General features: G+C 71.8%; 25 protein-coding genes. 10 read left to right on the forward strand and 15 right to left on the reverse strand.

The window, feature by feature from the left end; genetic code table 11:
- Positions 1 to 141 precede the first annotated feature (141 nt).
- From AC07DS_RS10900 to AC07DS_RS10910, 3 genes are read right to left on the reverse strand one after another with little or no spacing between them, the layout of a single operon-like run.
- On the reverse strand, positions 142 to 735 hold the full coding sequence (locus AC07DS_RS10900) for a TetR/AcrR family transcriptional regulator (RefSeq protein WP_145882741.1): 594 nt from the start codon (positions 733 to 735) through the stop codon (positions 142 to 144).
- Between the two features lie 23 nt (positions 736 to 758).
- Complete coding sequence (locus AC07DS_RS10905) at positions 759 to 2,429, reverse strand: class I adenylate-forming enzyme family protein (protein WP_479144124.1); 1,671 nt, start codon at positions 2,427 to 2,429, stop codon at positions 759 to 761.
- Positions 2,426 to 3,199 (reverse strand): SDR family oxidoreductase, encoded by a 774-nt coding sequence (locus AC07DS_RS10910; RefSeq protein ID WP_479144125.1) that lies wholly within the window; start codon positions 3,197 to 3,199, stop codon positions 2,426 to 2,428. The genes AC07DS_RS10905 and AC07DS_RS10910 overlap by 4 nt, the downstream gene beginning before the upstream one ends.
- A gap of 205 nt (positions 3,200 to 3,404) precedes the next feature.
- Here AC07DS_RS10910 and AC07DS_RS10915 point away from each other — a divergent pair, with 205 nt between their 5' ends.
- Both AC07DS_RS10915 and AC07DS_RS10920 read left to right on the forward strand, forming a co-directional pair.
- Entirely contained in the window at positions 3,405 to 4,631 is a 1,227-nt protein-coding gene (locus AC07DS_RS10915) for an exo-beta-N-acetylmuramidase NamZ family protein (protein ID WP_479144126.1), read from the forward strand.
- An 80-nt stretch (positions 4,632 to 4,711) separates the two neighbouring features.
- Positions 4,712 to 5,986, forward strand: a complete 1,275-nt coding sequence (locus tag AC07DS_RS10920; RefSeq protein WP_479144127.1) for a lipase family protein — start codon at positions 4,712 to 4,714, stop codon at positions 5,984 to 5,986.
- Positions 5,987 to 6,004: 18 nt separating this feature from the next.
- Here the strand turns inward: AC07DS_RS10920 and AC07DS_RS10925 are convergent, their stop codons facing one another.
- The gene (locus tag AC07DS_RS10925) at positions 6,005 to 8,794 is read right to left on the reverse strand and encodes a penicillin acylase family protein (RefSeq protein WP_479144128.1); all 2,790 of its coding nucleotides are present in this window, start codon (positions 8,792 to 8,794) and stop codon (positions 6,005 to 6,007) included.
- Positions 8,795 to 9,052: 258 nt separating this feature from the next.
- On the opposite strand from AC07DS_RS10925, the gene AC07DS_RS10930 reads away from it, so the two are divergent.
- The gene (locus AC07DS_RS10930) at positions 9,053 to 9,655 is read left to right on the forward strand and encodes a hypothetical protein (RefSeq protein WP_479144129.1); all 603 of its coding nucleotides are present in this window, start codon (positions 9,053 to 9,055) and stop codon (positions 9,653 to 9,655) included.
- A gap of 100 nt (positions 9,656 to 9,755) precedes the next feature.
- Positions 9,756 to 10,484: a 3-keto-5-aminohexanoate cleavage protein gene (locus AC07DS_RS10935; protein ID WP_479144130.1), complete on the forward strand. Its 729-nt coding sequence runs from the start codon at positions 9,756 to 9,758 to the stop codon at positions 10,482 to 10,484.
- Here the strand turns inward: AC07DS_RS10935 and AC07DS_RS10940 are convergent.
- Positions 10,430 to 11,164 carry a hypothetical protein gene (locus tag AC07DS_RS10940; RefSeq protein ID WP_479144131.1) on the reverse strand — a complete coding sequence of 245 codons (735 nt, stop codon included), beginning with the start codon at positions 11,162 to 11,164 and terminating at the stop codon, positions 10,430 to 10,432. The genes AC07DS_RS10935 and AC07DS_RS10940 overlap by 55 nt on opposite strands.
- Before the next feature lie 150 nt (positions 11,165 to 11,314).
- Between AC07DS_RS10940 and AC07DS_RS10945 the strand changes: the two genes are divergently transcribed.
- Together AC07DS_RS10945 and AC07DS_RS10950 are read left to right on the forward strand one after the other, a co-directional pair.
- Positions 11,315 to 12,382: an RNA ligase (ATP) gene (locus AC07DS_RS10945; RefSeq protein ID WP_479144132.1), complete on the forward strand. Its 1,068-nt coding sequence runs from the start codon at positions 11,315 to 11,317 to the stop codon at positions 12,380 to 12,382.
- A 222-nt stretch (positions 12,383 to 12,604) separates the two neighbouring features.
- The gene (locus AC07DS_RS10950) at positions 12,605 to 12,766 is read left to right on the forward strand and encodes a hypothetical protein (RefSeq protein WP_479144133.1); all 162 of its coding nucleotides are present in this window, start codon (positions 12,605 to 12,607) and stop codon (positions 12,764 to 12,766) included.
- Here the strand turns inward: AC07DS_RS10950 and soxR are convergent.
- A complete protein-coding gene (gene soxR / locus AC07DS_RS10955; RefSeq protein ID WP_479144134.1) occupies positions 12,740 to 13,198 on the reverse strand; it encodes a redox-sensitive transcriptional activator SoxR in 459 nt (152 codons plus the stop codon). The two genes, AC07DS_RS10950 and soxR, sit on opposite strands and share 27 nt — an antisense overlap.
- A 117-nt stretch (positions 13,199 to 13,315) precedes the next feature.
- Between soxR and AC07DS_RS10960 the strand changes: the two genes are divergently transcribed.
- Entirely contained in the window at positions 13,316 to 13,777 is a 462-nt protein-coding gene (locus tag AC07DS_RS10960) for a MaoC family dehydratase (RefSeq protein WP_145882732.1), read from the forward strand.
- A gap of 22 nt (positions 13,778 to 13,799) precedes the next feature.
- On the opposite strand, the gene AC07DS_RS10965 is transcribed toward AC07DS_RS10960, so the two are convergent.
- From AC07DS_RS10965 to AC07DS_RS10975, 3 genes are all read right to left on the reverse strand, one after another.
- Positions 13,800 to 14,423, reverse strand: coding sequence for a TetR/AcrR family transcriptional regulator (locus tag AC07DS_RS10965; protein ID WP_145882731.1), 624 nt, complete (start codon positions 14,421 to 14,423; stop codon positions 13,800 to 13,802).
- A gap of 93 nt (positions 14,424 to 14,516) precedes the next feature.
- Positions 14,517 to 14,804, reverse strand: a complete 288-nt coding sequence (locus AC07DS_RS10970) for a YiaA/YiaB family inner membrane protein (RefSeq protein WP_479144135.1) — start codon at positions 14,802 to 14,804, stop codon at positions 14,517 to 14,519.
- A gap of 60 nt (positions 14,805 to 14,864) precedes the next feature.
- Positions 14,865 to 16,016: an acyl-CoA dehydrogenase family protein gene (locus tag AC07DS_RS10975; protein WP_479144232.1), complete on the reverse strand. Its 1,152-nt coding sequence runs from the start codon at positions 16,014 to 16,016 to the stop codon at positions 14,865 to 14,867.
- 90 nt (positions 16,017 to 16,106) lie between these two features.
- Here AC07DS_RS10975 and AC07DS_RS10980 point away from each other — a divergent pair, with 90 nt between their 5' ends.
- The 3 genes from AC07DS_RS10980 to AC07DS_RS10990 all read left to right on the forward strand — a co-directional run bounded on the left by AC07DS_RS10980 (position 16,107) and on the right by AC07DS_RS10990 (position 18,683).
- Positions 16,107 to 16,748, forward strand: a complete 642-nt coding sequence (locus tag AC07DS_RS10980; RefSeq protein ID WP_145882729.1) for a TetR/AcrR family transcriptional regulator — start codon at positions 16,107 to 16,109, stop codon at positions 16,746 to 16,748.
- Between the two features lie 46 nt (positions 16,749 to 16,794).
- Positions 16,795 to 17,508, forward strand: a complete 714-nt coding sequence (locus tag AC07DS_RS10985) for an ArsR/SmtB family transcription factor (RefSeq protein WP_479144136.1) — start codon at positions 16,795 to 16,797, stop codon at positions 17,506 to 17,508.
- 245 nt (positions 17,509 to 17,753) lie between these two features.
- Positions 17,754 to 18,683 carry a DMT family transporter gene (locus AC07DS_RS10990; protein ID WP_479144233.1) on the forward strand — a complete coding sequence of 310 codons (930 nt, stop codon included), beginning with the start codon at positions 17,754 to 17,756 and terminating at the stop codon, positions 18,681 to 18,683.
- Between the two features lie 3 nt (positions 18,684 to 18,686).
- Here the strand turns inward: AC07DS_RS10990 and AC07DS_RS10995 are convergent, their stop codons facing one another.
- The 6 genes from AC07DS_RS10995 to AC07DS_RS11020 form a co-directional block, all read right to left on the reverse strand.
- A complete protein-coding gene (locus tag AC07DS_RS10995; protein WP_479144137.1) occupies positions 18,687 to 19,769 on the reverse strand; it encodes a Zn-dependent alcohol dehydrogenase in 1,083 nt (360 codons plus the stop codon).
- 15 nt (positions 19,770 to 19,784) lie between these two features.
- Positions 19,785 to 21,173 carry an aldehyde dehydrogenase family protein gene (locus AC07DS_RS11000; protein WP_479144138.1) on the reverse strand — a complete coding sequence of 463 codons (1,389 nt, stop codon included), beginning with the start codon at positions 21,171 to 21,173 and terminating at the stop codon, positions 19,785 to 19,787.
- A gap of 231 nt (positions 21,174 to 21,404) precedes the next feature.
- Positions 21,405 to 22,781 (reverse strand): ABC transporter ATP-binding protein, encoded by a 1,377-nt coding sequence (locus AC07DS_RS11005; protein WP_479144139.1) that lies wholly within the window; start codon positions 22,779 to 22,781, stop codon positions 21,405 to 21,407.
- A gap of 218 nt (positions 22,782 to 22,999) precedes the next feature.
- Positions 23,000 to 23,701: a class F sortase gene (locus tag AC07DS_RS11010; RefSeq protein WP_479144140.1), complete on the reverse strand. Its 702-nt coding sequence runs from the start codon at positions 23,699 to 23,701 to the stop codon at positions 23,000 to 23,002.
- Positions 23,688 to 24,461, reverse strand: a complete 774-nt coding sequence (locus AC07DS_RS11015) for a hypothetical protein (protein WP_479144141.1) — start codon at positions 24,459 to 24,461, stop codon at positions 23,688 to 23,690. The genes AC07DS_RS11010 and AC07DS_RS11015 overlap by 14 nt, the downstream gene beginning before the upstream one ends.
- A gap of 160 nt (positions 24,462 to 24,621) precedes the next feature.
- Positions 24,622 to 26,019, reverse strand: coding sequence for a CitMHS family transporter (locus tag AC07DS_RS11020; protein ID WP_479144142.1), 1,398 nt, complete (start codon positions 26,017 to 26,019; stop codon positions 24,622 to 24,624).
- Positions 26,020 to 26,135: the final 116 nt, after the last annotated feature.

The following is a 26,135-nucleotide window of genomic DNA, read 5'->3' on the forward strand; positions in this document are numbered from 1 at the left end:
CACCTCTGTGTTTGGTCCGGTTCCTGGCAGGGGGGCCCCGCGTTGTTTGTGGCGGGGGGGGAGGCAAAAAGCTCTTTTGGGGGGGGGGGGGGGGGGGCCGCCCCCCCTGGCCCCCCCCCCCTCACCGGTATGTCTGCGGGGCTAGGGACGCAGCGCCCGCAGCAGCAGGTCGGCCAGGTGGTCGGCGACCTGCTGGGGGGTGAGGGGGCCGTCCGGGCGGTACCAGGTCGACAGGTGGTGGACCGAGCCGAAGTGGTAGTCCACGACCAGGTCGGCGGGGGTCGCCGTGGAGAAGACGCCCTCGCGCTGGCCCTCCTCGATGAGCGCGCGGAACTGCTCGTGGTAGCGCCGGCGCTCGGCGCGCACCTGCTTGTTCTTCTCCGGGCTCAGGTGGTGCATGGAGCGGAAGAAGATCATCGCGTCGTCGAGGTTCTCGATCGTCGTGACGACGACGTCCGCGGCCGCGCCCCTGAGCCGCTTCTCCACCGGCGCGTCCATGGTGGCGAAGTGGTCCAGCCGCTCCTGCTGGACGCGCAGCACCCGCGCGTACACCTCGTGCAGAAGGTCGTCCTTGGAGCCGAAGTAGTGGTACAGCGCCCCCTTGGTGACGCCGGCCGCCTCCACGATCTCCTGCACCGAGGTGCGGTCGTAGCCCTGCTCGGCGAAAAGGCGGGTGGCGGCGTTCAGCAGCCGCTGCGGAACGGGCGTCCCGTCTCCGTCCGTCGTCCTGGGCACTGCCGCCACCTGCCTTTCCGTCGTTACTGCTGATTGTCGTGGGCGCGGGAACGCAGTTCCCGACGGAGGATCTTCCCACTCGTCGTCTTGGGCAAGTCGGGCAGGATCTCCACCTGGCGCGGGTACTTGTAGGCAGCCAGTCTCTCCTTGCAGTACACCGCGAATTCATCCGGGTCCGCCTCGGCGCCCGGCCGCAGGCTGATGTAGGCCTTGACGGTCTCCCCGCGGTAGCCGTCGGGGACGCCGACCACGGCGGCCTCGCGCACCGCCGGATGGGTGTAGAGGACGTCCTCGACCTCGCGCGGCCACACCTTGAAGCCGGACGCGTTGATCATGTCCTTCTTGCGGTCGACCACGTAGAGCCAGCCCTGCGCGTCCATGAATCCGATGTCGCCGGTGCGCAGCTCCCCGTCCGGGAAGGTCTCGGCGGTGGCCTCGGCCCGCCGCCAGTAGCCGGGGACCACCTGGGGCCCGCGGACGACGATCTCGCCCTGCTCGCCGAAGGGGACCTCCTCGCCCCGCTCGTCCAGGATGCGGACGAGGGTGTCGGCGCCGGGCACTCCGACGGCGAGCGTCCCGGAGGCCTGGTCGACGGGCGACTCCAGGCCGGGCGGGACGGCCGCGGCGGCCCCGCTGCACTCGGTCAGCCCGTAGCCGGTGCGGATGTACTGGCCGCACTGGGCGCGGAACTTCTCCACCAGGGCGGGCGGCACGGGGGCACCGCCCGAGGCGATGCCCACGAAGGAGACGAAGTGCTCCGCGGTGACGTCGGGGTGGGCGGCCAGCGCCATGTACGCGGTGGACGGGCCGACCGTGTAGTGCGGACGGTGCTCGGCGAACGCGTCCAGGACGACACCCGGCTCGAAGCGGTAGGCGAGCACCAGCGTGCCCACGCTGGTGAGACACGACGCGAACTCGCTGACCATCCCGGTGATGTGGAACAGCGGTGCGAGCGCGAAGTAGACGGGTGCGTCCGGCAGGGCGAGCCCGGTCCGCTGCCGCTCGGCGTTGTGCATGATGTTGCCGTGCGTGTTGGTGGCGCCCTTCGGGGTGCCGCTGGTGCCCGAGGTGTAGCTGATCAGCGCGATGTCGCCGGGGCCCGGGTCGCGGTCCCCGGGCGCCCTGCCGCCCTGCCGGGCGACGGCCACGAGGTCGTCGGCGTCGGGGGCCTGGGGCAGCCGCTCGAAGGTGAGCACGCGCGCGTCGTCCCGGGTCTGGAAGTCGAGCTCGCACCCGGTGAGCACGATCCGCACCGGCGAGCCGGCGGCCGTGTCCCGCAGATACGACTCCCAGGCCCGGTCGGAGCAGATCAGCGCGGCGACCTCGGCGTCCCGCAGCACATGGGCGACCTCGGCCGACTTGTACATCGGGTTGACGGGCACGACGGTCGCGCCCGCCTTCCAGGCGCCGAGGACGGCCAGGACGAAGTGCGGGGAGTTCTGCAGCACGACGGCGACCCGGTCGCCGCGCTCCAGACCGCGCGCGGCGAGGCGGGCGGCCACGGAGTCGCTCAGCTCGTCGACCTCGCGGTAGCTCAGCCGGGCGTCGAAGTAGGCGAGGAAGGTGCGGTCGGGGGCGTCGGCGACGGCCGCGCGCAGGGCGTGCACGAGCGAGTCGGCGGGGTCGACCGGCCCGCGCTGCACCTCGTTGAGCAGGGCCAGCCAGGGCCGCGCCGCGTACGGTGAGGCGCTCACCGGGTGGCCTCCCACTTCTGCTGGATGTGGTTCATTCCGGCGAGCCAGCGGTCGGGGGTGGCGGCCCGCGCCTGGTAGTACTCGGCGACCTCGGGGTGCGGCAGGATCAGGAAGCGGTCCTCCGCGATGCCCTGGAACAGCGCCTCGGCGACCGCCTCCGGCTCGATCGCGGTCGGCTGCAGCACCAGGTCGCCCGCGCTGCCGGTGGCGGCGAGCATGTCGGTGCGGACGCCCTGCGGGCAGATGGCGTGGACCTTGACGCCCCGGTGGCCGTAGGTGAGCGACAGCCACTCGGCGAAGGCCAGCGCGCCGTGCTTGGTGACGGCATAGGAGGGGGCGCCGATCATGGTGAGGAGTCCGGCGGCCGACACCGTGGAGACGAACCGGCCGCGCCCGCGCTCCAGCCAGTCCGGCAGCAGCGCCTGGGCCGCCCGGACGTGGGCCATCACGTTGACGTCCCAGGACAGCGCCCAGGCCTTCTCGTCGAGGGTCTCGCCGGCACCCGCGTCCTCGAAGGCGACGCCGGCGTTGGCGCAGAAGACGTCCACGGCACCGCCGAGCGCCTCACGGGCGTCATCGACGATCGCCGAGGCATCGCCCGGCACGGCGATCCCGCCGATCTCCGCGGCCACCGCCTCGGCCTTCCCGGCGTCCAGGTCATTGACGACGACTCTGGCACCCTCTGCCGCGAACCTGCGGGCCAGCGCGGCCCCGATCCCCCCGCCCGCTCCGGTGACGACCACTCCGGCATCCTGCACGGCTTCCACCATCGGTCTCCTTCGACGCGATCTCGCGCGGCGCGTATCGGCTCTGGCATCCCAGACTAACCAGTCGGTATGTAGGTACGGAAGGGTCGACTCCCCAGGGTCTCGGGGCTGCATCGATTTGCGGCTCTGTCGCCTGGGCGCGATCAGCCACATCCGGCCCGCACCCTGCCACACTGCCTGCGGGAGCGCTCAACGTGGAGGTCACCTCATGCACCTGTCCAGAAGAGCCTTACTCGCAGCGGCCACAGCCACCGCCTCTCTCGGAGCGACACCGGCAGCGGCCGCCGACCACCTGCGCACGGGTTTCGAAAGACTCGCAGCCGACGGATACGCCCTCCTCGGCGGCCGGCGAGTCGGCATCGTCACCAACCCCACCGGCATCACCCGGGACGCCCTGCACATCGTCGACGTCATGCACGCCGACCCCCGCTGCAGGCTCACCGCGGTCTTCGGCCCCGAGCACGGTTTCCGCGGCACCGCCCAGGCCGGCGGCTCCGAGGGCCGCTACGACGACCCGGCGACGGGTCTGCCGGTCTACGACACGTACCTCACGAGCGGTCGCCCGCTGGCGGACATCTTCACCGCCTCCGGGGTCGACACGATCGTCTTCGACATCCAGGACGTGGGCGCCCGCTTCTACACGTACATCTGGACCCTGTACGACTGCATGGAGGCGGCCCAGCTCGCGGGCAAGAGCTTCGTCGTGCTCGACCGCCCGAATCCGGTCACCGGACGCTCGGCCCAGGGCCCCGTCCTGCACAAGGAGTTCGCCACCTTCGTGGGCCGCCGGCCCATCGCGCAGGCACACGGCATGACGGTCGCCGAGCTGGCCCGGCTGTTCAACGGGGAGTTCCTGAGCACGCCGGTCCCGCTGGAGACCGTCCTGATGACGGGCTGGAAGCGCACATGGTTCTACGACGCCTCCGGTCTGCCCTGGGTGCCGCCCAGCCCGAACATGCCGACCCCGGACACCGCACTGGTGTACTCGGGCACCTGCATGTTCGAGGGCACCAACCTCTCCGAGGGGCGCGGCACGACCCGGCCCTTCGAACTCCTCGGCGCCGAGGGCGTCGACGGGCGCTGGGCCGCCGCGGCCGACGAACTGGGGCTGCCGGGTGTGCGGTTCCGGGAGGCCTACTTCGCGCCCACCTTCTCCAAGTTCCAGGGCAGGACCGTCGGGGGCGTGCAGATCCATGTGCGGGACCGGGCCGCCTACGACCCCGTACGCACCGGGATCGCCCTGCTCGTGACCGCACGGAAGGTCTGGGACGGCTTCGCCTGGCGCTCGGACAACTGGATCGACAAGCTCACCGGCTCCACCCGGGTGCGGACCATGATCGACGCGGGGGCCGGCCCGGACGAGGTGGTCGCCGCCTGGCAGGAGGAGCTGGCCGCTTTCCGGAGCGTTCGAAAGGAATATCTGCTCTACAAGTGAACCGCGCCGTATGGCCAACTCTGCCCCGCCGCAGGACGATACGCCCACATCGCATCGTTCGGGGGACGAGGGAGCCCGGCATGGCGGATCCTGGGATGAGCGTGACTCCCTACTGGGAGCTGACCTTCGATGCGGACGGGGACGTGGACGGCCCCGAACGCGACCGGCTGCTGGCGCAGGTCACGGACCGGGGCGTCCGTGACCTGATCGTCTTCGCGCACGGCTGGAACAACGACCGTTCGGGCGCCACCGCGCTGTACCGGCGTTTCTTCGCCCCGATCCCGAAGCTCGCACCGAAGGCGCGGATCGGGTACGTGGGCGTGATCTGGCCGTCGATGCGGTTCTGCGACGAGCCGATCCCGGACTTTCCGAGCACCGTGCCCGGTCTCGCGGCGGGCCCGGCGCTGGACCCGGACACCCGGCGCGCACTGCTGACGGCCTTCCCCGACCGGGCCGAGCAGCTCGACCGGCTGGCCCGGATGCTGGACGAACAGCCGGACGGGGAACAGGGGTTGGCTCAGTTCGGGCAGCTGGTGCGGCAGCTGGTCGGGGCGGCCCCGCCGCTCGCCGCGGCGGACACCTCGCAGCCGGGCGAGCCCCTCATGTTCAGCGGTGACACGGTGACCGCCTGCGAGGAGTTCGCCGCGGCGCTGACCGGACCGCACGCCGAGTTCAGCCTGCCGAACCCCTGGGAGGGTGCCAAGGAGCTGCTGCGGCAGGCGACGTACTACATAATGAAACGGCGGGCCGGGACGGTCGGCGAGCACGGACTCGGTTCTTTCGTCGGGCAGTTGGCCCAGGCTGCTCCCGGCGTGCGGGTGCATCTGGTCGGACACAGCTTCGGCGGGCGGCTGGTGGCGTTCGCGCTGCGCGGGCTGCCCGGCGGAGTGCGCACGGTGAAGTCCGTGACCCTGCTGCAGGGCGCCTTCTCGCACTACGCGTTCGCGGCCCGGCTGCCCGGGGACCCGGACACCGCGGGCGCGCTCAAGGACCGGCAGAAGCGGATCGACGGCCCGCTGGTGTGCTGCTACTCGCACTTCGACGACGCGCTCGGCACCTTCTATCCGCTCGCCTCGCGTCTCGCGGGGGACGACCACTCGGTCCTGGGCGTCGACGTCGCGGGTGTGCTGGGCCCCGAGTGGGGGGCCATGGGGCACGACGGGGTGCAGGCGGTGCCGGGCACCGCGAAGCTGGACCTCGCCGCGGCCCTGACCGGGGCGCTGCCCGGATCGGGCTGTGTGAACGTCGACGCGGCCGCGGTCGTCCGCAGCGGGGGCCCGCCGTCCGGGGCGCACAGCGACATCGTGCACCCGGAACTGGCGCGGGTGGTGCTGGCGGCGGGCCGTATCGTCTGACCCGCCGCCGTTCGCATGTCACCGGTGTGACGTGTACTCCACGACCTGCTGGAAGGTCGGCCGGTTCTGCCAGCTGATCCTGCCGTGCTTGATGCCGCCCAGGGTGCGCTGGACGATCGAGTCGGCGCACCACTGGTCGCCGGCCGAGCACTGGTCGTCGCCCGGGTAGACCTGGGCGGCGGTCAGGCCTGCCGCCTGCTTCAGGGTGCCGATCAGGCTGTCCCGGCAGGCGCCGAGGCTGCCGCCGCCGCAGTACTGCCGGGCGAGCGGTCCCTGCACGGACTCACCGAGCACCGACCGGATGTCCTTGTCGACATAGCTCCACCAGCCGTACTGGAAGGAGCTCCCGGCGTGCGAGCCGGTCGGGCCGTGCCCGGCGGACGGGGCCTCGTCCACGGGCAGGTTGTCGGTGAACGCGGTGTACAGGTCGCTGCCCAGGCCGGGCTCGAACTCCGCCTTCACCAGCAGCGGCCACCAGGCGTCCAGGATGCGGATCGCGTCGGCGTTGGCGTACGTCTTCGAACCCGCCGAGGTCTCCGTGCGCCTGGCGCCCGCGCTCACCCACGCCTGGAGCTTGTTCACCGCGTCGGCGGCCGTGGAGTCGGTCACCGGGGAGGAGTTGATCACCTTGAGCAGCTTGGGCAGCACGTCCTCGGCGCGCAGGTCGGCGAGGGCCGCGTCCGCCATGGCCTGCACCAGCTTGGTGCGGGTCACCCCGCCGGCCGCGACCAGCTTCTTCACCCGGTCCTCGAGCAGGTTTCCGCGGTGAACCGACCCGTCGCCCCAGGACGCGGTCGTGTAGTCCTTGGCCTGCTTGTTGTTCCAGGAGACGTAGTAGTCCTGGTCGACCGAGTTCGGGTGCGCGGAGGCCGGGGTGTAGTCGGCCGTGTTGGTGGCCGGGTCCCAGTTCCGCCACTCGTACGCCGGCAGCGCCCACACCGGGAACTCGGCGTCGACGCCGCTCGCCCTGACCGGGTTGTCGCCGCTGTTGTAGTACGCGGTGTGCTGGGAGTCGGCGTAGAACCAGTTGAAGGTGTAGTTGATGTGCTGGGCCGCGCTCTGGAAGTCCTTCGGGCCCTTGACGTAGTCGGGGTCGTTCAGCATCTGGAAGCCGATGATCGAGTCGGCCTCGTGCAGGTAGGAGGAGCGCAGGGTGGTGTAGGCGACCTTCTTGCCGCCGACCGTGCCTCGGTACTCGACCGGGCCGTACTTCGTCCGCCACACCCGCATGGTGTACGACCCCGCCGCGCTCCCGTCGGCGGTCGTCGGCTTCCACGCATTCTTCTGCTCGACCTCGTCCATCGCGGTGCAGGTGCCGTGGTACAGGTAGTGGTAGTCGTCCTGGCACAGCTCGACGGCGTAGGTGTCGATGATGTCCTGGCCCGAGGTGGTCGCGCTCCAGGAGTAGTCCTGGCCGCGGCCCAGCTCGACGTACATGCTCAGGCCCGCGAAGGAGGCGCCGCGGGCGCTGATGCCCGGGCCCTGGATCTCCTGGAGCATGAGCAGCTGCGGGGCGAAGTAGCCGGTCTGCGGCCCGAAGACGGCGATGGGGTGGCCACTGGCGGTGTACTTTCCGCCCACCACGAGGGCGTTGGACATGCCTCGCCTGGCGGAGCCGAGGGTGGCCCTGGCGGCCGCGGTGGAGGCGCGGCTGGCGCTCGCGGTGGCGGCGCTGCCCGTGCGGTCGTAGACGAGCGGCTCCTGGGTCACCGAGCCGGGGTCGGGCAGGGCCTCGCCCTTGGGGTCGTCGGGCCTGGAGGCGTAGGGGAAGCTCTCGCCGTTGTGGACGGTCAGGACGGCCTCGGCGTCGTTGCGCTCGCGGAAGGACTCCCAGACCTTGGTGCCCTCCGCCACGCCGTACTTGGACTGGGCGGCGATCAGGGAGAGCGCGTTGTCGACCTCGCCGCCCCCGCCGGAGCCGAACAGCGAGCCCACGACGGAGCCGAGCGCCACCAGGTCGGTGATCTTGAAGTGGTCTATGGTGCCGGCGTTGGTGATGGAGTCCTTGTGGCCGGTCAGGACGTACTCGCCGGGGAAGTAGCGGCCGCTGTCGGAGGCGTCGATGTAGGAGTTGATGCCGGCGAGGTAGGCGTTGGCGTCGGCGAGGGCCTGCTGACCGCGGGCGCCGTTGTTCGCCACGGCGTTGTCGATCTGCGCCTGCAGGTCGGCCTCGGTGTACGGCGCGTTGCGGTAGAACTGCTGCTCCAGGCCCTGGTTGGCGGCCGCGCCGCCGGCGAAGGTGGTCAGCTGGCCGCGGCCCACGTGCCGGAAGACGTCCATCAGCCACAGCCGGTCCTCGGCGGCCGCGTACCCGGCACCGAACTCGGTGCCGTACCGGGTGGTGCCTGTGATGTGCGGCACACCGGTCTTCTTGTCGCGGACGATCGTCACGTCACCGCGGCCGGCCGGCTTCTCGGTGGAGGCGACCTGGTCGGAAGGGACGCCGAGGGAGGCGTCGTCGAAGAACGTGTTGATCTTCGCGTCGGTGAGCCCCGAGTAGCCGTTCGCCAGGTTGGCGTACGGTCCGAGCTGGTCCTCGGCGTGCGAGGGCTGGACGCCGAAGGCCTGGTTGAGCAGGATCTGGGCGAGGGTGGCGTTGCCGTTCTCGCCCGGCGGCAGGATGTCCGAACACTGGCCGCCGCAGTAGTCGTTCGAGGCCGTGGCGCTCTCCGCCGCCGCTGCCTGGGTGAGCGGGGAGAGGACTCCCGCGATGAGAACGCATACGGATGCCGTCTTCAGGAACCCGGTGAGCCTGCGGGGAGTTCTCAGTCTGTCGAACAACACGTTGCGTGGGGTGCGCCGTGGCATGGCAGCTCCTCCCGACGGGGGTGGGCCGGACGTTACCGCCGGTATCCCCGGGATTGAAGATGAACATGCGTCAAGTTTTGGAGTCACGAGGACCGGTGCGCCCGGCGGTCAACCCGGGGCGCCTTATGGGAGGGCATCGGAAATCGGATGGAGCCGGATCGCGTGTCGATACGTCTACTCGGCGACGTCGCGCGAAAGCCGTACGGCGACGCCGAAGTGACCGAAGTGCGGACGCAGGTGTGACGGAGGTGCAGGGCGATGGCCGGATTCCGAAGTCTGGCGAGACAGGTGCGCGATCCGCGGTGTGATCTGGCACTGCGGCGCTACTCACTGCGTAAGTGCCTGGAGCGGTTCGCTCCCTACGGGCACCGGGCGACCTGGGACCACTTGTGCTCCCGGGCCGGTTTCGGTCCGGAGGACCGCTCCCCCGACCCGGCGCGGCTCGTGGCCGCACTGGAGGAGCTGGAGGAGGCGCGCGAGGTCTGGCTCACCTATGAGGGCGAGTTCGCCGAGCGCCGCAAGAAGGAGAAGCACGACGGGCTGCGCCGGCCCGGCACCGTGGACGACTGGCACCGGCTGACCTGGGGCGGGTTCGGGGTCGCCTGGTGCGACGACCCGCGGGTCCACCCCGGCGAGCCGCTGGCCGAGGTGCTGCGCCGGCTGATCGCCGCGCTGGAGCGGGAGCCGGGCTCGGCCTGCCCCGTGTGTTCCGGTGAGCGCCTCATATGGAAGTTCGACCTGGACCACGAGCCCTCGTCCGGTCCGGTCTGCACGGACTGCGGGATCCTCGTGCCCCGGCCCGTGCTCACGCCCCAGGCGCTGGCGTACGCCGGGCGGGGACAGCTGCTGATCTCGGCCTGATCGGCAGGGGGGTGGAACCGGGGGGTGCGCAGGGGGATGCCGCACCCCTTGCCGGGACGCGCCGTTGGGCACTGTCAGTGGCGTCCGGCACCATCGACTCATGATGCAGGTGTGTCTCAACGGCCGCCGCTCGGCCATGGACGGCGCGTGTGTGCCCTTGTCCCCCGAGGACTTGGCACGGTCCGCCGCCGAAGCTGTCGCGGCCGGCGCCACGGAGATCCACGTTCACCCCAAGACACCGTGCGGGCACGACAGTCTGTCCCCACGGGTGCTCGCCCCGACGCTGGAGGCGATACGGGCGCGGGTGCCGGTGCCGGTCGGGGTGACCACCGGCGCCTGGGCCGAGCCCGACCCCGCCGCCCGGCTCGACCGGGTGCGCAGCTGGTCGGCGCTGCCCGACTTCGCCTCGGTCGACTGGCATGAGCCCGGCGCCGAGGAGGTGGCCGAGCACCTGCTCGCCCGGGGTGTCCGTGTGGAGGCGGGTATCTGGTCCGGCACCGACGGAGCGGCCCGGTTCGCGGCCTCGCCGCTCGGGCCGAGGGTGCTGCGGGTGCTCGCGGAGGTGACCGACCCGGATCCGGCGACGGCTCAGGCGTCGGCGCGGACCCTGCTGGCCGGACTGGCCGGCGCCCACGGCCGCCCGGTGCTGCTGCACGGCGAGGAGGGCGGTGCCTGGCCGGTGCTGCGTCTGGCCGGGCGGCTGGGCCTGGCCGTCCGTATCGGCCTGGAGGACACCCTGGTCCTGCCGGACGGTGAACGGGCCCGTTCCAACGCTCAGTTGGTGGGAGAGGCGCTGTCCCAGTACGCGTGCGCCCAGCGGTCGCCGTAGGGCAGGGCCAGGAGTTCGCAGCGGACGGCGAGGTCGTACTCGCCGAGGGCGTGCAAGCGGGCGGCGCCGGGGCCGGGCAGCCAGGTACGGAGCTCGGCGAGACCCGCCTCCTCGCTGTCGTCGTACCACCAGGGAAAGGGGGAGTTGTCGGAGAGCAGGTCGTAGAGCCACACGCCGGCGCAGTGGATGAGGTGGGTGTCGGCGACCGGTCCTCGGGGCCAGCCGTCGAGGAACGGTGTCACGCTCTGCGCGATCGTGACACAGGTGTCGAAGATGTCGTCGATGCTGTAAGGCGGTTGGGCGGTCGTCAGGGCGTCCCGCCACCAGGCGCGCAGGAAGGCGTCGATCGCGGCGGCCTGCTCGGCCGGCCAGGAGCGCCAGTCCACCCGGCTCAGCCCGTGGCAGCCGTAGCCGATCGAGCCGAGGGCGCCGTCGGCCATCGCCCGTGCGGCCTGCGGGAGCAGACGGCGCATCGAGGCCGCGTGGTCGTCGAAGTGGTCGGACACCTCGAAGAGGTACCTCCGCACCACGTCGACGGGCATGCGGACGTACGGCGTGCGCAGATACGCGGTCTCCTCGGGCAGGTGGCACAGGCCGCAGCCGGTCTCGTCCGGGCTCGCGAAGCCGTTGAAGACCGTGTCGATGTCCGCGAGGGCGGCGTCAAGGGCAGGCGTGGGCATGGGAGTTCGGCCCCGTTCGGTACTCCGTGCCGGGGGTCGCCGCCGGCCGAAGATCGCGACGTTACCAGCCCCTAATCCGCTCGCTCCACCCCTTTCCCGTGCGGAGAGTGGTGTCGATGAAACCGACCTGAGGAACCGAGGAGTCCCCAGATGTCGACGCTGCGCGTCACCGCCGAAGTGCTGACCGTCCACGAGCATCCGAACGCCGATGCGCTCGAGTTGGCCCAGGTGGGCCTGTACCGGGCCGTCGTCGCCAAGGGTGCGTACCGGACCGGTGAGACCGCCGTCTACATCCCCGAGCAGTCCGTGCTGCCGCCGGGGCTGATCGAGGAGCTGGGGCTGACCGGGCGGCTGGCGGGCGGTGACGCCAACCGGGTCAAGGCGGTGCGGCTGCGGGGTGAGCTGTCGCAGGGCATCGTGTGCCGGCCGAAGGCGCTGGCGGACGTGGACCTGGCGCGGGCCGCGGCCGAGGGGACCGACTTCGCCGGGCGGCTGGGCATCACCAAGTGGGTGCCGCCGGTCCCGCCGACGATGGACGGGGACGTGGAGTCCGCGCCCGACCTGCTGCCCTGGGTGGACATCGAGAACATCCAGCGGTTTCCGGACATCTTCGCAGCGGGCGAGGATGTGGTCCTGACCGAGAAGCTGCACGGCTCGGCCTGCCTGCTGACGTATCTCGCCGACGAGGACCGGGTGCACGTCTCCTCCAAGGGCTTCGGCGCCAAGTCCCTCGCCCTGAAGGAGGATCCGCGCAATCTGTACTGGCGGGCGGTGCGCGGACACGGCGTCGCCGAGGTCGCGGCCCGGCTCGCCGAACGGCTGGGGGCGCGCCGCGTCGGCATCTTCGGCGAGGTGTACGGGGCGGGGGTGCAGGACCTGACCTACGGGGCCGACGGGCGGCGGGAGACGCTGGGCTACGCGGTGTTCGACGTGTCCGCCGAGATCGACGGCACGGTGCGGTGGCTGGACGCGGCCGAAGTCCTCGGCGGTGAGCTGCCGTCGGTGCCTCGGCTGTTCTCGGGGCCGTACGACATCGAGCGGGTGCTGGAGTTCGCGAGCGGGCGGGAGACGGTGTCCGGGCGGGGGCTGCATCTGCGGGAGGGCGTGGTGATACGGCCCCTCGTGGAGCGGTACAGCGGGGTGACCGGGGGCCGGGCGATCGCGAAGGCCGTCAGCCCTGCCTACCTGACGCGCAAGGGCGGGACCGAGTACGAATAGGCGACCGGTCGTGAACTTGCACCCCCCATGGGACGGGTGTGGCCGAGATCTGCAAGGCAGCCGGTGTGCCCAAGGTCAGCCGTGGGTCGACTGCCTCGCCCTGCTCGGCGCTCGTGCGCCGCGGGAGGCCGCATCGGGGTTGTGACATCCGCCCGGGCCGGCCTGCCGCGGCTCCGTTCCGTCAGGCACCGCCCTCGCCGGGGTCCGCGGTGACCTCCCCAGGTGCGGGCCGTCGTACCGGGCGCCCTGTCGCATCACCACGCCGCGGCGCGGTCAGCGGCTGCCGTCGCCCCGGCCCGGGTCGTCGGGGTGGGATTCGACCACTACCAGGTCTCCCACCTCGGCCAGGGCCCCGGCTCACCGGCCCTCGGCCATGAGACGTGAGCCCGCCCGCCGTTCGCCGAAGGCGTCATCGGGGTTCGACAGCACACATGTGTCCAAGGACAGGCACCCGCAGCCGATGCAGTCGGTGAGGTGGTCGCGGAGCCGGTTGAGCTGCTTGATGCGTTCGTCCAGCTCGGAGCGCCACGCCTCGGACAGCCGGGCCCAGTCCTCGCGGGTCGGGGTGCGTTCCTCGGGGAGTTGCGCGAGGGCCTCGCGGATGGTCGCCAGCGGGATGCCGACCCGTTGGGCCGCGCGGACGAAGGCGACGCGGCGCAGCGTGTCGCGGGTGTAGCGGCGCTGGTTTCCGGAGGTACGGCTGCTGGTGATGAGCCCCTTGGACTCGTAGAAGTGCAGCGCGGAGACGGCGGCGCCGCTGCGTGCGGACAGCTGGCCGACGGTCAGCTCGTGGATCTTCTCGGGAATCTGGGGCACTCCGCAGAGACTACCGACCGGCACCATCCGGCCGGTCGGCCCGGCATCCGTTGACATCGCCTCCGCACCCGACCATGCTAAGCAGTCGCTTAGACCTGCGAGCGAGAGGCCGGGAACATGGCAGAACCGAGGACCTTCACCTCCCCCGACGAGCTGAGGGGCGCGGTGGGCGAGCAGCTGGGCCACACGGACTGGCTGGAGATCGACCAGAAGCGGATCGACCTGTTCGCGGAGGCCACCGGGGACCACCAGTGGATCCACGTGGACCCGGAGAAGGCCGCGGCGGGACCGTTCGGGACCACCATCGCCCACGGCTACCTCACGCTGTCGCTGCTCCCGCTCTTCGGACCGCAGCTCATCCACGTCGAGGGCGTCCGGATGGGCGTCAACTACGGGACGAACAAGGTCCGCTTCCCCTCCCCCGTCCCCGTCGGCTCCCGGCTGCGCGCCACCGCGACGATCACCGGTGTCGAGGACGTCCCGGGCGGTGTCCAGGTGGCCGTCGCCTTCACCGTCGAGCGCGAGGGCGGCGACAAGCCGGTCTGCGTCGCGGAGTCGGTGTCCCGGTACTACTTCTGAGTTCCGCCCGGGAGGGGCGCCCTCACCCGGCGCCCACCATCCGCAGCACGAGGTCGGCGTACAGCGCGCCGACCTCCTCGGGGGTGCGCGGGCCGTCCAGGGTGAACCAGCGGGCCACGTCGATGCACAGCGACAGCACGGCGAGGGTGGTGCCCTTCACGTCGGGCACGTCGAACTCGCCGGAGGCCACACCGTCATCGATGATCCCGCGCACCTCGGCGTCCACCTGGCGGCGCAGCGCGACGATCTCGGCGCGGGCCTCGGGGCCGAGCGCCTCGAGCTCGTACTGCACGACCCGCGCGGTGGTGCGCCGCCCGGCGTGCCAGCGGACGAAGGAGCTGACGGCGTCGGCGAGCCGCTCCGCGGCCGTGCCCTCGCGCCGGGCCGCCGTCCGCAGGATGTCCAGGGCCTTGTCGTGGCCGATCCGGCTGATCCGGTGGAGCAGCTCTTCCTTGGTCTTGTAGTGGATGTAGAGCGCGGCCGGGCTCATGCCGGCGCGGCCCGCGATGTCGCGGGTCGTCGTCGCGTGGTAGCCGCGCTCGGCGAAGGCCTCCACGGCGGCGACCAGCAGCCGCCGGGCCGCGTCAGGGGTGACCTCTTCCCACGGCTCGACCTCGCCGCCGGCCGTCTCCTCCGCCGTACTCATCGCTCACTCGCCCCTCTCGGTGACAGGAGCACCACCATACCGCTGAAGGTGAGCGCTCGCTTAGAGCGCCCGCTCAGAGCTTGCCGGCGCTTTTCACAGCTTTTCGAAGGGGTCGTGCTCGGCGAGCAGCTTCTCCAGGCGGGCCTGGTCGACACGGCTGACGATCTGCCCGGCCTCCTGGCGGTCCCGGATCACCTTGGCGAGCGTGAAGGCCGACGTGACGAGATAGAGGACGGCGATGGCCAGGAAGGCCCGGACCCAGGCGTCGGCGTCCAGCCGGAAGATGCCGATGGCGGTGGCCGCCATGGCGACCGCGAAGGAGGCGACGGCCTGGCCGTAGTAGGCGGCCGTGTTCTGCTGTCTGACGGGTGTGTCACTCATGGGAGAAAGCATCGGCGGACGTGGCCCGCGCCACATCCGCCGAAATACTCAGGGGCGTACTCAGAATGCGGAGACCCCGGTGAGCGCCCGGCCGATGAGCAGCTTCTGGATCTGGGTGGTGCCCTCGTAGAGGGTCATCACGCGGGCGTCGCGCAGGAGTTTGCCGGCCGGGTACTCGTCGATGTAGCCGTAGCCGCCGAAGACCTGAAGGGCGTTGTTGGCGGCGCGTACGGCCGCCTCGGAGGCGAACAGCTTGGCCTTGGAGGATTCGACGGCGAACGGCTGCCCGCGGTCGACGAGGTCGGCGACCCGCCAGGTGAGCAGCCGGGCCGCGTCCACGTCGACGGCGATGTCGCTGATCAGCTCCTGGACCAGCTGGTGGTGGGCGATGGACCTGCCGAACTGCTCGCGCTCACCGGCGTACCGCACGGCCGCGTCCAGCGCGGCCTGGGCTATGCCGACACAGCCCGCCGCCACCGACATCCGCCCCTTGGCCAGCGCGGACATGGCGACGGAGAAGCCCTTGCCCTCCTCGCCGAGCAGCGCGGAGGCGGGCACCCGGACGTCCTCGAGGACCAGTTCGGCGGTGGCCTGGCCGCGCAGGCCGAGCTTGCCGTGGATGGCGCGGCGGGTCAGTCCGGGGGTGTCGGCGGGGACCAGGAAGGCGGAGACGCCCTTGTGCCCGGGGGCGTCCGTGGAGCGGGCGAAGAGGAGGACGACGTCGGCCCAGGTGCCGTTCGTGATGAACGTCTTGGTGCCGTTGAGGACGTAGGTCTCGCCGTCGCGCACCGCTCGGGTGGTGAGGTTGCCCGCGTCGGAGCCGGTGCCGGGTTCGGTGAGACCGAAGCAGCCGACGTACTCGCCCGAGGTCAGGCCCGGGAGCCAGCGCCGCTTCTGCTCCTCGCTCCCCCGGGCCGCGATCGACTTGGCGACCAGGCCCAGGGACACGGAGACGATGCCGCGGACCGAGGAGTCCCCGCGGCCCAGCTCCTCGGTGACCAGGCAGTACGCGAGGTGGTCGCCGCCCGAGCCGCCGTACTCCTCTGCGATGGTCAGACCGAGGAAGCCGACCTCGCCGAGCTTCTTCACGATGCCACGGTCGACCTCCTCGGCGCGGTCCCAGGCGACCACGTGCGGGGCGATATCGCGCTCCACGAAGTCCCGGGCGAGCTGCCGTACCGCGACCTGCTCCGCGCTGAGCCCCAGGTTCACCACGAGATCACCCCACACCAGACGGATCTTGAAAGCCGGACATTTAAATTAGCACTGCTAGTTTCCCGTCGCAGCCCTACTATGTGCGCCATGGCCCGACCGCGCAAGCCCATCCTCAGCACCGACCGGATCGTCGAGACGGCACGGGAACTCGTGGACGCGGAGGGCCTGGCGACCGTCTCCACCCGACGGCTCGCCGCCGAGCTGGGGGTGAGCGGGCCCTCGCTCTACAACCACTTCCGCACCAAGGACGAGATCCTGGAGGCGGTGGCCGACTCGGTGAGCGCTCTGGTGGACCTGTCGATGTTCGAGGACGTCCGGGACTGGCGGACCGCGCTGCACGACTGGGCGATCTCCTACCGGGCCGCCCTGCGCGACCACCCCAACATCGTCCCGGTCCTCGCCCGCGGGCCCGGCCGCCGCCCCGCGGCGCTGCGGCTCGCCGACGCCGTGTACGGCGCGATGGTCGCGGCGGGCTGGCCGCCGTCGCAGGCCACGTCCATCGGCGCGCTGATGCGGTACTTCATCATGGGCTCCGCGCTCGGCTCGTTCGCCGGGGGCTTCGTGGACGACGCGAGCGCCTACGACCCCGCCGACTATCCCCACCTCGGGCAGGCGCACCTCCTCGCCGAGCAGCAGGAGAAGATCGACGAGCGGGCCTTCGAGACGGGGCTGAGCGCGCTGCTGGACGGGCTGGCGCAGCAGTACGAGCAGGTACGGCAGAGCGTGTGAGGACACTTCGGCCGGCGCCGAAGCATCGGTGCCGCATGCTGAAGGCATGACCGCCAAGGACTCCCGGGCCGCCGGCCTCGCCGCACTCGCCTCGCTGGTCGCCGACGAGACGCGGGCCGCGTGCCTGCTCGCGCTGCTGGACGGACGGGCCTGGACCGCCGGGGAACTGGCCCGGCATGCCGGGGTCGCCGCGTCCACACTGAGCGAGCACCTGGGCAAGCTGGTCGGGGGCGGGCTGCTGACCGAGGAACGGCAGGGCCGGCACCGGTACGTCCGGCTGGCCGACGCCCGCGTGGCCCAGCTCGTCGAGGACCTCGCCGCACAGGTGCCCGCGGCTGCCGTACGGCAGGCCGGCCACACCCTGCGGGAGTCCGGCGCCCGCTCCGCGATGGCTCGCGGCCGTACCTGTTACGACCATCTCGCCGGGCGGCTCGGGATCGCGGTCACGGATGCGCTGACTTCGCACGGGCTGCTCCGGCAGGACACCGGGTTCGCGCTGACGGACGCGGGGGTGGAGTGGTTCGGCACGGCGGGTATCGCCCTCGACCACTCGACCCGGCGTCCGCTGGCCCGGGCGTGCCTCGACTGGACCGAGCGGCGGCCGCATCTCGCGGGGGTGGCGGGGGCGGCGCTGTGCCGGCACGCGATGGAGGCGGGCTGGTGCGTGCGCATCGGCTCCGAGCGGGCCGTGAAGGTGACTCCGTCGGGAGAGCGTGCGCTATTTGAGTTGCTCGGCGTCGAGGCGGCGGGGTTGGGTTGAGTTCGGCTACGGGGTGGGGGGTGTGTGGTGTGCCGGGTGCGGGTGCCATGCGGCTGGTCGCGCTTCCCCGCGCCCCTGACGAGTTGCGGTGCGTCGGCTGCATGGGCGCCGCGGCCGCAGACAGCCGGCACCCTGCCGGCGCCGGGGAGCGTCCCCACCCCGCCCGGCCAATGCAGCGGGCAACGGTAACGCCGTCCGATTCCCGCCAGATCGCAGCCCCTTCGCTGCCTAGCCTCAGGAGCATGATGAACAGCGCCCCACGCCAACAGCTGCTCGCCACCGCCGCGGCCGTCGTCTCCGTCGTGCTCTGGGCCTCCGCCTTCGTGGCGATCCGGACCGCGGGGGACGCCTACTCGCCGGGTGCGCTCGCGCTCGGACGGCTGGTCGCGGGGGCCGTGGCGCTGGGCGTCATCTGTGCCGTACGGCGGGAGGGGTTGCCGCCCAGGAGCGCGTGGCGGGGCATCGGGCTGTCCGGGGTGCTGTGGTTCGGGTTCTACATGGTGGTCCTGAACTGGGGTGAGCAGCAGGTGGACGCGGGCACCGCCGCTCTCGTCGTGAACGTGGGCCCGCTGCTGATAGCCCTGCTCGGTGCCAGACTGCTCGGCGATCCGATGCCGCCCCGGCTGCTGGCGGGGATGGCCGTGTCGTTCGCCGGTGCCGTGACCGTGGGGCTGTCGATGTCGGCCGGCGGCGGTTCCTCGGTGTTCGGGGTGGTGCTGTGTCTGCTCGCGGCGGTGGCCTACGCCGGCGGGGTCGTCGCGCAGAAGCCGGCCCTCGGGCACGGAAGTGCCCTGCAGGTGACGACCTACGGGTGCCTCGTCGGTGCCGTGGTCTGCCTGCCGTTCACCGGACAGCTGGTGCGGGAGGCCGCCCACGCGCCGGTGTCGGCCACCCTCGACATGGTGTACCTCGGTGTCTTTCCCACCGCTCTCGCCTTCACCACCTGGGCCTACGCCCTCGCCCGCACCACCGCCAGCCGGATGGGCGCGACGACGTACGCCGTTCCGGCCCTGGTCGTGCTGATGTCGTGGCTGGCGCTCGGCGAGGTGCCGGGGCTGCTCACGCTGGTGGGCGGCGCGCTGTGCCTCGCGGGCGTGGCGGTGTCCCGGTCCCGGGTGCGCGGGCGGACCCGGCGGGTCGCGGCCGGGGAGCCGCGACCCGAGAAGGTCGGCTGACCGTCAGAACACCACCAGGGAGCGGCCGCCCTTGCCCGCCAGCATGTTCTCGAAGGCCGCCGGGATGCCCTCCAGGGCGATCCGCTCGGTGACCAGGGCCGAGAGGTCCAGCCGGCCCTCCCGTACGTGTTCGGCGAGCACCGGAAGGTCGCGAGCCGGGTCGCTGTTGCCGTAGACGCAGCCGGACAGCGTGCGGCCCCACTGGAAGATCTCCAGGGCGTTGAAGGTGACCTCCTGGTCCTTGCCGCCGATGCCGACGACCGTCGTACGGCCGCCCCGGCGGGTGGACTCCCAGGCGGCGCGGATGGTGACCGCGCGGCCCACGCACTCCACGGAGACGTCGACGCCCTGCTTGTCGGTGAGGGCGCGGATCTCGCGGGGGGTGGTGTCGGAGGCGAGGACGAAGTCCGTGGCACCGGCGGCGCGGGCCAGTTCCTCCTTCTCCGGCGAGACGTCGACGGCGATGATCCGGGACGCGCCCGCGATGCGCGCGGACTGGAGGGTGGCCAGGCCCACTCCCCCGACGCCGAACACCGCGACCGTCTCGTCCGGGCGGACCCCGGCCGAGTGGTGGACGGCGCCGTAGCCGGTCAGGACGGCGCAGCCGAGGAGGGCCGCGTCGGTGAGCGGGACCCCTTCCGGCAGGGGCAGCACGCAGGAGGAGGCGACGACGGTCTCCTCGGCGAACGCGGCCACGTTCAGACCGGGGTGGAGGCCGGTGCCGTCGGCGGTGCGGGCGTAGACGTCGGCGGTGCCGTTCAGCGCGTTGGCGCACAGCCAGACCTCGCCGAGCGTGCAGGCGTGGCAGGTGCCGCAGGACGGCGCCCAGTTGAGGACCACGGGGCTGCCGGGCGACACGTGGGTGACGCCCTCGCCCACGGCCACGACGGTTCCGGCGCCCTCGTGGCCGAGCACCACCGGGGCCGGCACCCGCAGGGTGCCGTTGGACAGGGACAGGTCGGAGTGGCAGACACCGGCGGCGGCGAGGCGGACGCGGACCTGCCCGGGGCCCGGCTCGGGCAGCTCGATGTCGGTGATCTTCAGCGCGGCGCCGATGGCGGGCAGGACGGCGGCTCGTACGGCCATGGGTCGTGGACTTCCTTAGAACTGGAGGGACTTGGTCTGGAGGTACTCGGCGAGCCCGTGGCTGCCCAGTTCCCGGCCGACGCCGGACTGCTTGTAGCCGCCGAAGGGGGCGAGGGGGTTGAACCGGCCGCCGTTGATGTCGACCTGACCGGTGTCCATACGGCGGGCGAAGGCCACGGCCTCGGCCTCGTCGCCGGCCCAGACGGCGCCGGCGAGGCCGTAGACGGTGCCGTTGGCGATGCGCAGGGCGTCCTCCTCGTCCTCGTAGCGGAGGATCGAGAGGACCGGGCCGAAGATCTCCTCCTGCGCGATCGTCATCTCCGGGGTGACGTCCGCGAAGACCGTCGGGCTGACGAAGCAGCCCTTCTCGCGCGGGGATTCGGGGCCGCCGGCGACCAGGCGGGCGCCCTCGGCGACACCCTTCTCGATGTAACCGCGCACGCGGGCCTGCTGCTTGGCGCTGACGACCGGTCCGATGCGCTCGCCGTACTTGGCGGCGGCCGCGGCGGCCAGTTCGACGGCCTCGTCGTACCGGTCGCGGTGGACCAGCATCCGGGTCCAGGCACTGCACGTCTGGCCGGAGTTGGACATGACGTTGGCGACGCCGACGTTGACGGCCTTGGCGAGGTCGGCGCTCGGCAGGATGACGTTGGCGGACTTGCCGCCCAGTTCCAGCGCCACCTTCTTGACGGCCGCCCCGGCGACCGCGCCGATCTGCCGGCCGACCGCGGTGGAGCCGGTGAAGGAGACCAGGTCGACGCCCGGGTGTTCGGCGAGCGCCTGTCCGGCGACCGGGCCGAGGCCGGTGACGAGGTTGAACACACCGGCCGGTACGCCCGCCTCATGAACCGCCTCCGCGAAGAGCTGGGCGGTGAGCGGGGTGTCCTCGGCGGGCTTGAGGACGAGGGTGCAGCCCGCGGCGAGCGCCGGGGCGACCTTGGCGACGATCTGGTGGAGCGGGTAGTTCCAGGGCGTGATCGCGCCGACGACACCGATCGGCTCGTGCAGGACCGTGGAGTTGCCGACCTTCTCCTCGAAGGAGTGGGTGGCGGCCAGGCCGGCGTAGGAGCCCGCGACGGCGATCGGCACGCCCGCGTGCACCGCCTGCGCGAACTGCGGCGGGGCGCCCAGTTCGGCGGTGACCGTCTCGGCGATCTCGTCCTTGCGGGCCGCGAGCGCGTCCCGCAGCGCGGCCAGGCGCGCGGCCCGCTCGGCCGGGGGTGTGGCGGCCCAGGCCGGGAGGGCGGCGCGTGCGGCACGTACGGCGGTGTCCACGTCCAGGGCGCTCCCGGCCGGAACCCGGCCGATGACCTGCTCGTCGGCCGGATTCACGACGTCGATCACGTCCCGGCTCTCGGCGGGGCGCCAGGCGCCGTCGATGTACAGGCCGTCATGTGCCTTCATGCTGCTTCCTCCCGGCAGTGCTGCGTCGTCCGGCAACAAACTAGCGGCGTTAGTTTTCAGGCGCCATACATGACCGGACGTCCCCGGGATATCAGAAGTCGGCCTGCCCCCGTTCGTCCACCCCACCCACGGGCTCCTGGCCGAAAGGCTTCTCGCAGGCGCGCCGGATGTCCTCGATACAGCGGTCGCTCGGGTCCGCCCGCCCCTGCGGGTACCAGCAGGACGCTGGACTCACTCCTCCAGGTCCGGCAGCCGTGCCGGGGACGGGCAGATCCGTTCGCCGTGCCGGTCGAAGACGAAGAGGTGGGCGATGTCGACGAGCAGGGGGACCTGCATGCCGTGCCGGAGCTGGATGTCCGGGGTGGTGCGCACGACCAGGTCGCCGGGCATCCGGCCCTCCGCGGGCACGGGGGCGGGGCCCTCGTCCGGCGGGTCCTCCAGGACCACGACCGGCCCGGCGCGCAGGGCACCGGCCCGATCCCTGAGCCGGTCCAGGACCGTGGCGCCCTCCCGGCGGCGCCGCGCGGGGCGGCCGGACGGGCGCGGGGCCTCCAGCTCCGGTACGACGGCCGGGCTCGAACCGGTGTTGAAGTGGACGAGGACCTCGTGCCCCTGGAACTCCACGTGCTCCACCAGGCCGCTGATCGCCACCTCGCCGGGCCGGGCGGCGGCAGGCCATGGGAGTCCCCCATGTCCGCGCGAAGCCGAGAACGTGGGGGAGATGCGGACCGCCTCCGAGCGCAGCCCGACGATCACCTCACGGCCCTGCTGCACGCGCAGCAACCGGTGGTCCGGGGAGAGGGGTTCGGGCAGGCGCAGCGCCTGCCTGCCGAGGCTGATGGTCATGGCGCCGTCCAACGGGGCGCGGACCACCCCGCACAGCAGGTTGATGCGCGGGGTGCCGATGAAGGCCGCGACGAAGACGTTGCGGGGCAGCGCGTACACCTCGCGCGGGCTGCCGACCTGCTGGAGCACCCCGCCGCGCAGGACGGCGACCCGGTCGCCGAGCGACATGGCCTCGGCCTGGTCGTGCGTGACGTACACCGTGGTCACGCCCAACTCGCGGGTGAGCTGCGATATTTCGGCCCTCAGGCGGTTGCGGAGCTTGGCGTCGAGGTTGGACAGCGGCTCGTCCATCAGGAAGGCGGAGGGGTGGCGGGCGATGGCCCGGCCCATGGCGACGCGCTGGCGTTCGCCGCCGGAGAGCTGGCTGGGGAAGCGGTCGAGCAGGTCCTCGATGCCGAGCATGCGGGCGGTCGCGTCCACGCGCGGGCGGGGGTCGGCGCCGGGGGCCTCGATGCGCAGCGGGAAGCCGATGTTGTCGCGGCCGGTCATGCTCGGGTAGAGGGCGAAGTTCTGGAAGACCATCGCGATGCGGCGGTCGGAGGGCAGCCAGTCGTTGGCGTACTCGCCGTCGAGGAGCAGTTCGCCCTCGTCGATCTCCTCGAGCCCGGCGATCACGCGCAGCACGGTGGACTTGCCACAGCCGGAGGGTCCGAGCAGGACCAGGAACTCGCCGGGCGCGATGTCCAGCGAGAGCCGGTCCACCACGCGGGTGCCCCGCGTGTAGGACTTGCTCACGTCGTGCAGAGAGATGGCGCGTGTCATGGCTGGTGCCCCCGGGGGCTGTCCGGAGCGCCGCTGCTCCGTGGGTCCGAAGGCCGCGTGCGGGTCGTACGAGGCCTGTGGGTCACGGAAGTTAACGGAATGTGCTCGGCCGGGGAAGACGGGGCGCGGCATCGTACGCCGCGCCCCTGGCAGGGGCGGAAGCGGACGACGGGATTCGGGTCGCCGGGGCGCGGTCGGCCGACGGGCGCGCCGTGCGGTCATCTCGTCGCGGTCAGGTGGGCGAAGACCACCACGTTGCTCGTGTAGCCCGTGCGCCGGGTGAACAGGCCGCCGCAGGTGAGTACGCGCAGCTCCGGGCGGCGGGCCGGGCCGTACACCTCCTTGTCGGGGAAACCGGTCTTGTCGAAGACCTTCACCCGGTCCACGGTGTAGACGGCGGTACGGCCGTCCGCCCGCTCGGCCTCGATCAGCTTGCCGGGCTTCACCTGGGCGAGCGCGGCGAAGACGGCGGGGCCGGTCGCGGTGTCGCGGTGGCCGACGGCGATCGCGGTGCCCGACTCCCCCGGTGTGGCGCCGCCCTGGTACCAGCCGACTTCCTTCGGCCGGCCGAGCGGCGGTGTCTCCAGCTGCCGGTCCCGGTCGAGCCGTAGCCCGATGACCGGTGCGTCGATCCCCAGGGACCGGATACGGAGGGACGTGGGGCGGGATCGGGACAGTGGGCGGGGCGGGGGCGTCGGGCGGGCCGGGGCGGAATCCTCCCGGCCCGCGCCCCGCCCGTCGGTGCGGTCGGAGCCCGGGTCGGCGGCCGGACCGCCCGCCCGGAGGGAGGAGGCCGGTCCGTCGTCCCCGCCGCACCGGACCCCCACCGTCACCAGGACGGCCGCGAGCAGGGCCGTCCTGGCGAGACGGTAGGCGCGGGTCCGGTACCACGGCCTGCGTCTGCGCCTACGCGGCGCCATGCGGCCGACGGCGGATCAGCCGGAGGTACGCCACTCCGCTGACCGCGACCAGTCCCACGGCCGCCGCCGCGGCCACCGGCGAGAAGGCGCCCGAAGTGTCGACCAGGCCGCCGCCGCCCGCGTGCACGCCGCCCTTCGGGCCGTCGTTGTGGTCGCCGCCCTGTGCCCAGGCCGCGTCGTCGCGCTGGTCGCTCTGCTGATCCTTCTGCTGGTTGCCCTGCTGGTCCTTCTGCTGGTCCTTCTGCTGGTTGCCCTGCTGGTCCTTCTGCTGACCGCCCTGCTGGTCCTTCTGCTGGTGGTCCTCGATCTGGCCCGGAGCGTGCGCCCCGTCCTCCTTGGCCAGGTCGCGGCAGTTGACGCGGAAGACCTTCTCCTTGGTGGCGCCCGCGACGATCCAGGTGATCTTGTACTGGCCGTCCGCCAGCCCCAGCGGGTCGGTGTGCCCGGCACCGCCGGCGAGCGGAACGGAGCCGGTGACGGTGGCGGACGTGGGCAGCGGGGGCTGCGGCGTGATGGTGTACGGGATGCTGGCCAGGGTGTCGAAGTTGACGGCGTCGAGATAGAACCGGCAGACCTGCGACTCGTCCTTCCCCGTGCCGGGAAGCGCATAGACCCGGTGGACCCTGATGTCGCCGTTCTCTCCTTGGGCCACCGCGGTCGGCGCCGCCACCCACGACGCTCCCGCCGCGGCGAGGGCGGTGAGGACGACGGTGGCGCCCGCGCGGGAGCCGACGGCACGTGGGAGTGTCAGGGTGGGCATGCGCATTCCTCCGAGTTCAGACGATTTTCATACAAATCGCTCTTTCGCCTGGACTCTGCTTCACGAGCACCGTGCCCCGCGGCATCGACGCCCGGCGCGCCGTCAGATATCGCTCGTGCGGCGCAATACCTGGCGCCATGGACGCGTCTTCCTCCGGAGATCAGATGATGCCGAAGAGGATCCCCGCCCCGAGCACCACGAGGGAGGTCAGGACGGCCCACTTCACGACGAACCTGGTGTGGTCGCCGAACTCGACCCTGGCCATGCCGACGAGGACGTACACGGCCGGGACGAGCGGGCTGGACATGTGCAGCGGCTGGCCGACGAGCGAGGCGCGGGCGATCTCGACGGAGGAGACGCCGTGCGCCTGCCCGGCCTCGGCGAGCACCGGCAGGATGCCGAAGTAGAAGCCGTCGTTGGACATGAAGTACGTGAGCGGGATGCTCAGCACGCCGGTGACGAAGGCCATGTGCGGGCCCATGCCGGCGGGGATGTTGTCCACCAGCCACGTGGCCATGTGGTCGACCATGCCGGTGCCCTGCAGGACGCCGGTGAAGACGGCGGCCGCGAAGACCATGCCGGAGACGTTGAGGACGTTGTCGGCGTGCGCGGCCAGCCGGGCCTTCTGGTCCGGCATGTGCGGGAAGTTGACGGTCAGCGCGAGCGCGGCACCGAGCAGGAACAGCACCGGGATCGGCAGCCACTCCATGATCATGGCGGTGAGCAGGGCGACCGTGAGCAGCGCGTTGAACCAGTAGAGCCTGGGGCGCAGGGTGGCACGGTTCGGGTCGAGGCCCTGGAAGCGCTCGTCCTCGGGCTCGTCGGGCAGGTCCGCGCCAGCGTCGCCGGAACCACCCGTGCTCCGGGCGCCCTTGCCGCTGCCGGCACCGATCAGCACGGTCTCCGTGCGGGTCTGCGCCACCAGCACCTCGTCCAGCGTCAGCACGCCGAGCCGCCCCCGCTCTCGGCGGCCGAGGACGTAGGCGAGGACGAACACGAACAGCAGGCCCGTGGCGAGCGCCGGGATCATCGGCACGAAGATGTCGCTCGCGTCCAGCTTCAGCGCGGTCGCGGCCCGTGCGGTCGGACCGCCCCAGGGCAGCGTGTTCATCACGCCGTTGGCCATGGCTGCCACACCGGTCATCACGACCGGGCTCATCTTCAGTCGCTTGTACAGCGGGTACATCGCCGAGACCGTGATCATGAAGGTGGTCGAGCCGTCGCCGTCGAGCGACACGATCGCGGCGAGTACGGCCGTTCCGACGACGATCCGCAGCGGATCGGCCTTGCAGAACCTCAGGATGGCCCGGACGATCGGGTCGAAGAGGCCGACGTCGATCATCACACCGAAGTAGACGATCGCGAACATGAGCATCGCCGCGGTGGGGGCGAGGCCGGTCACGCCGTCGATGACGTAGTCGCCGAGCCCTGCGCCCTTCCCGACGAAGACGCAGAACAGTGCCGGGATCAGCACGAGCGCCGCGATCGGCGACATCTTCTTCAGCATGATCAGGACCAGGAAGGTCGCGATCATGGCGAAGCCGAGGATGGTCAGCATGAGTGGATACCTAACGTTCGCCCTTGAACATCCCACCTGGGGTCGGCGGTGCGACGACGTTAGGTCCCGTCAAACGACGTTAACAAGACGTTGACGCGCGAGCAATAAGCGCAAAA

Source organism: Streptomyces sp. NPDC044064, assembly GCF_056434245.1.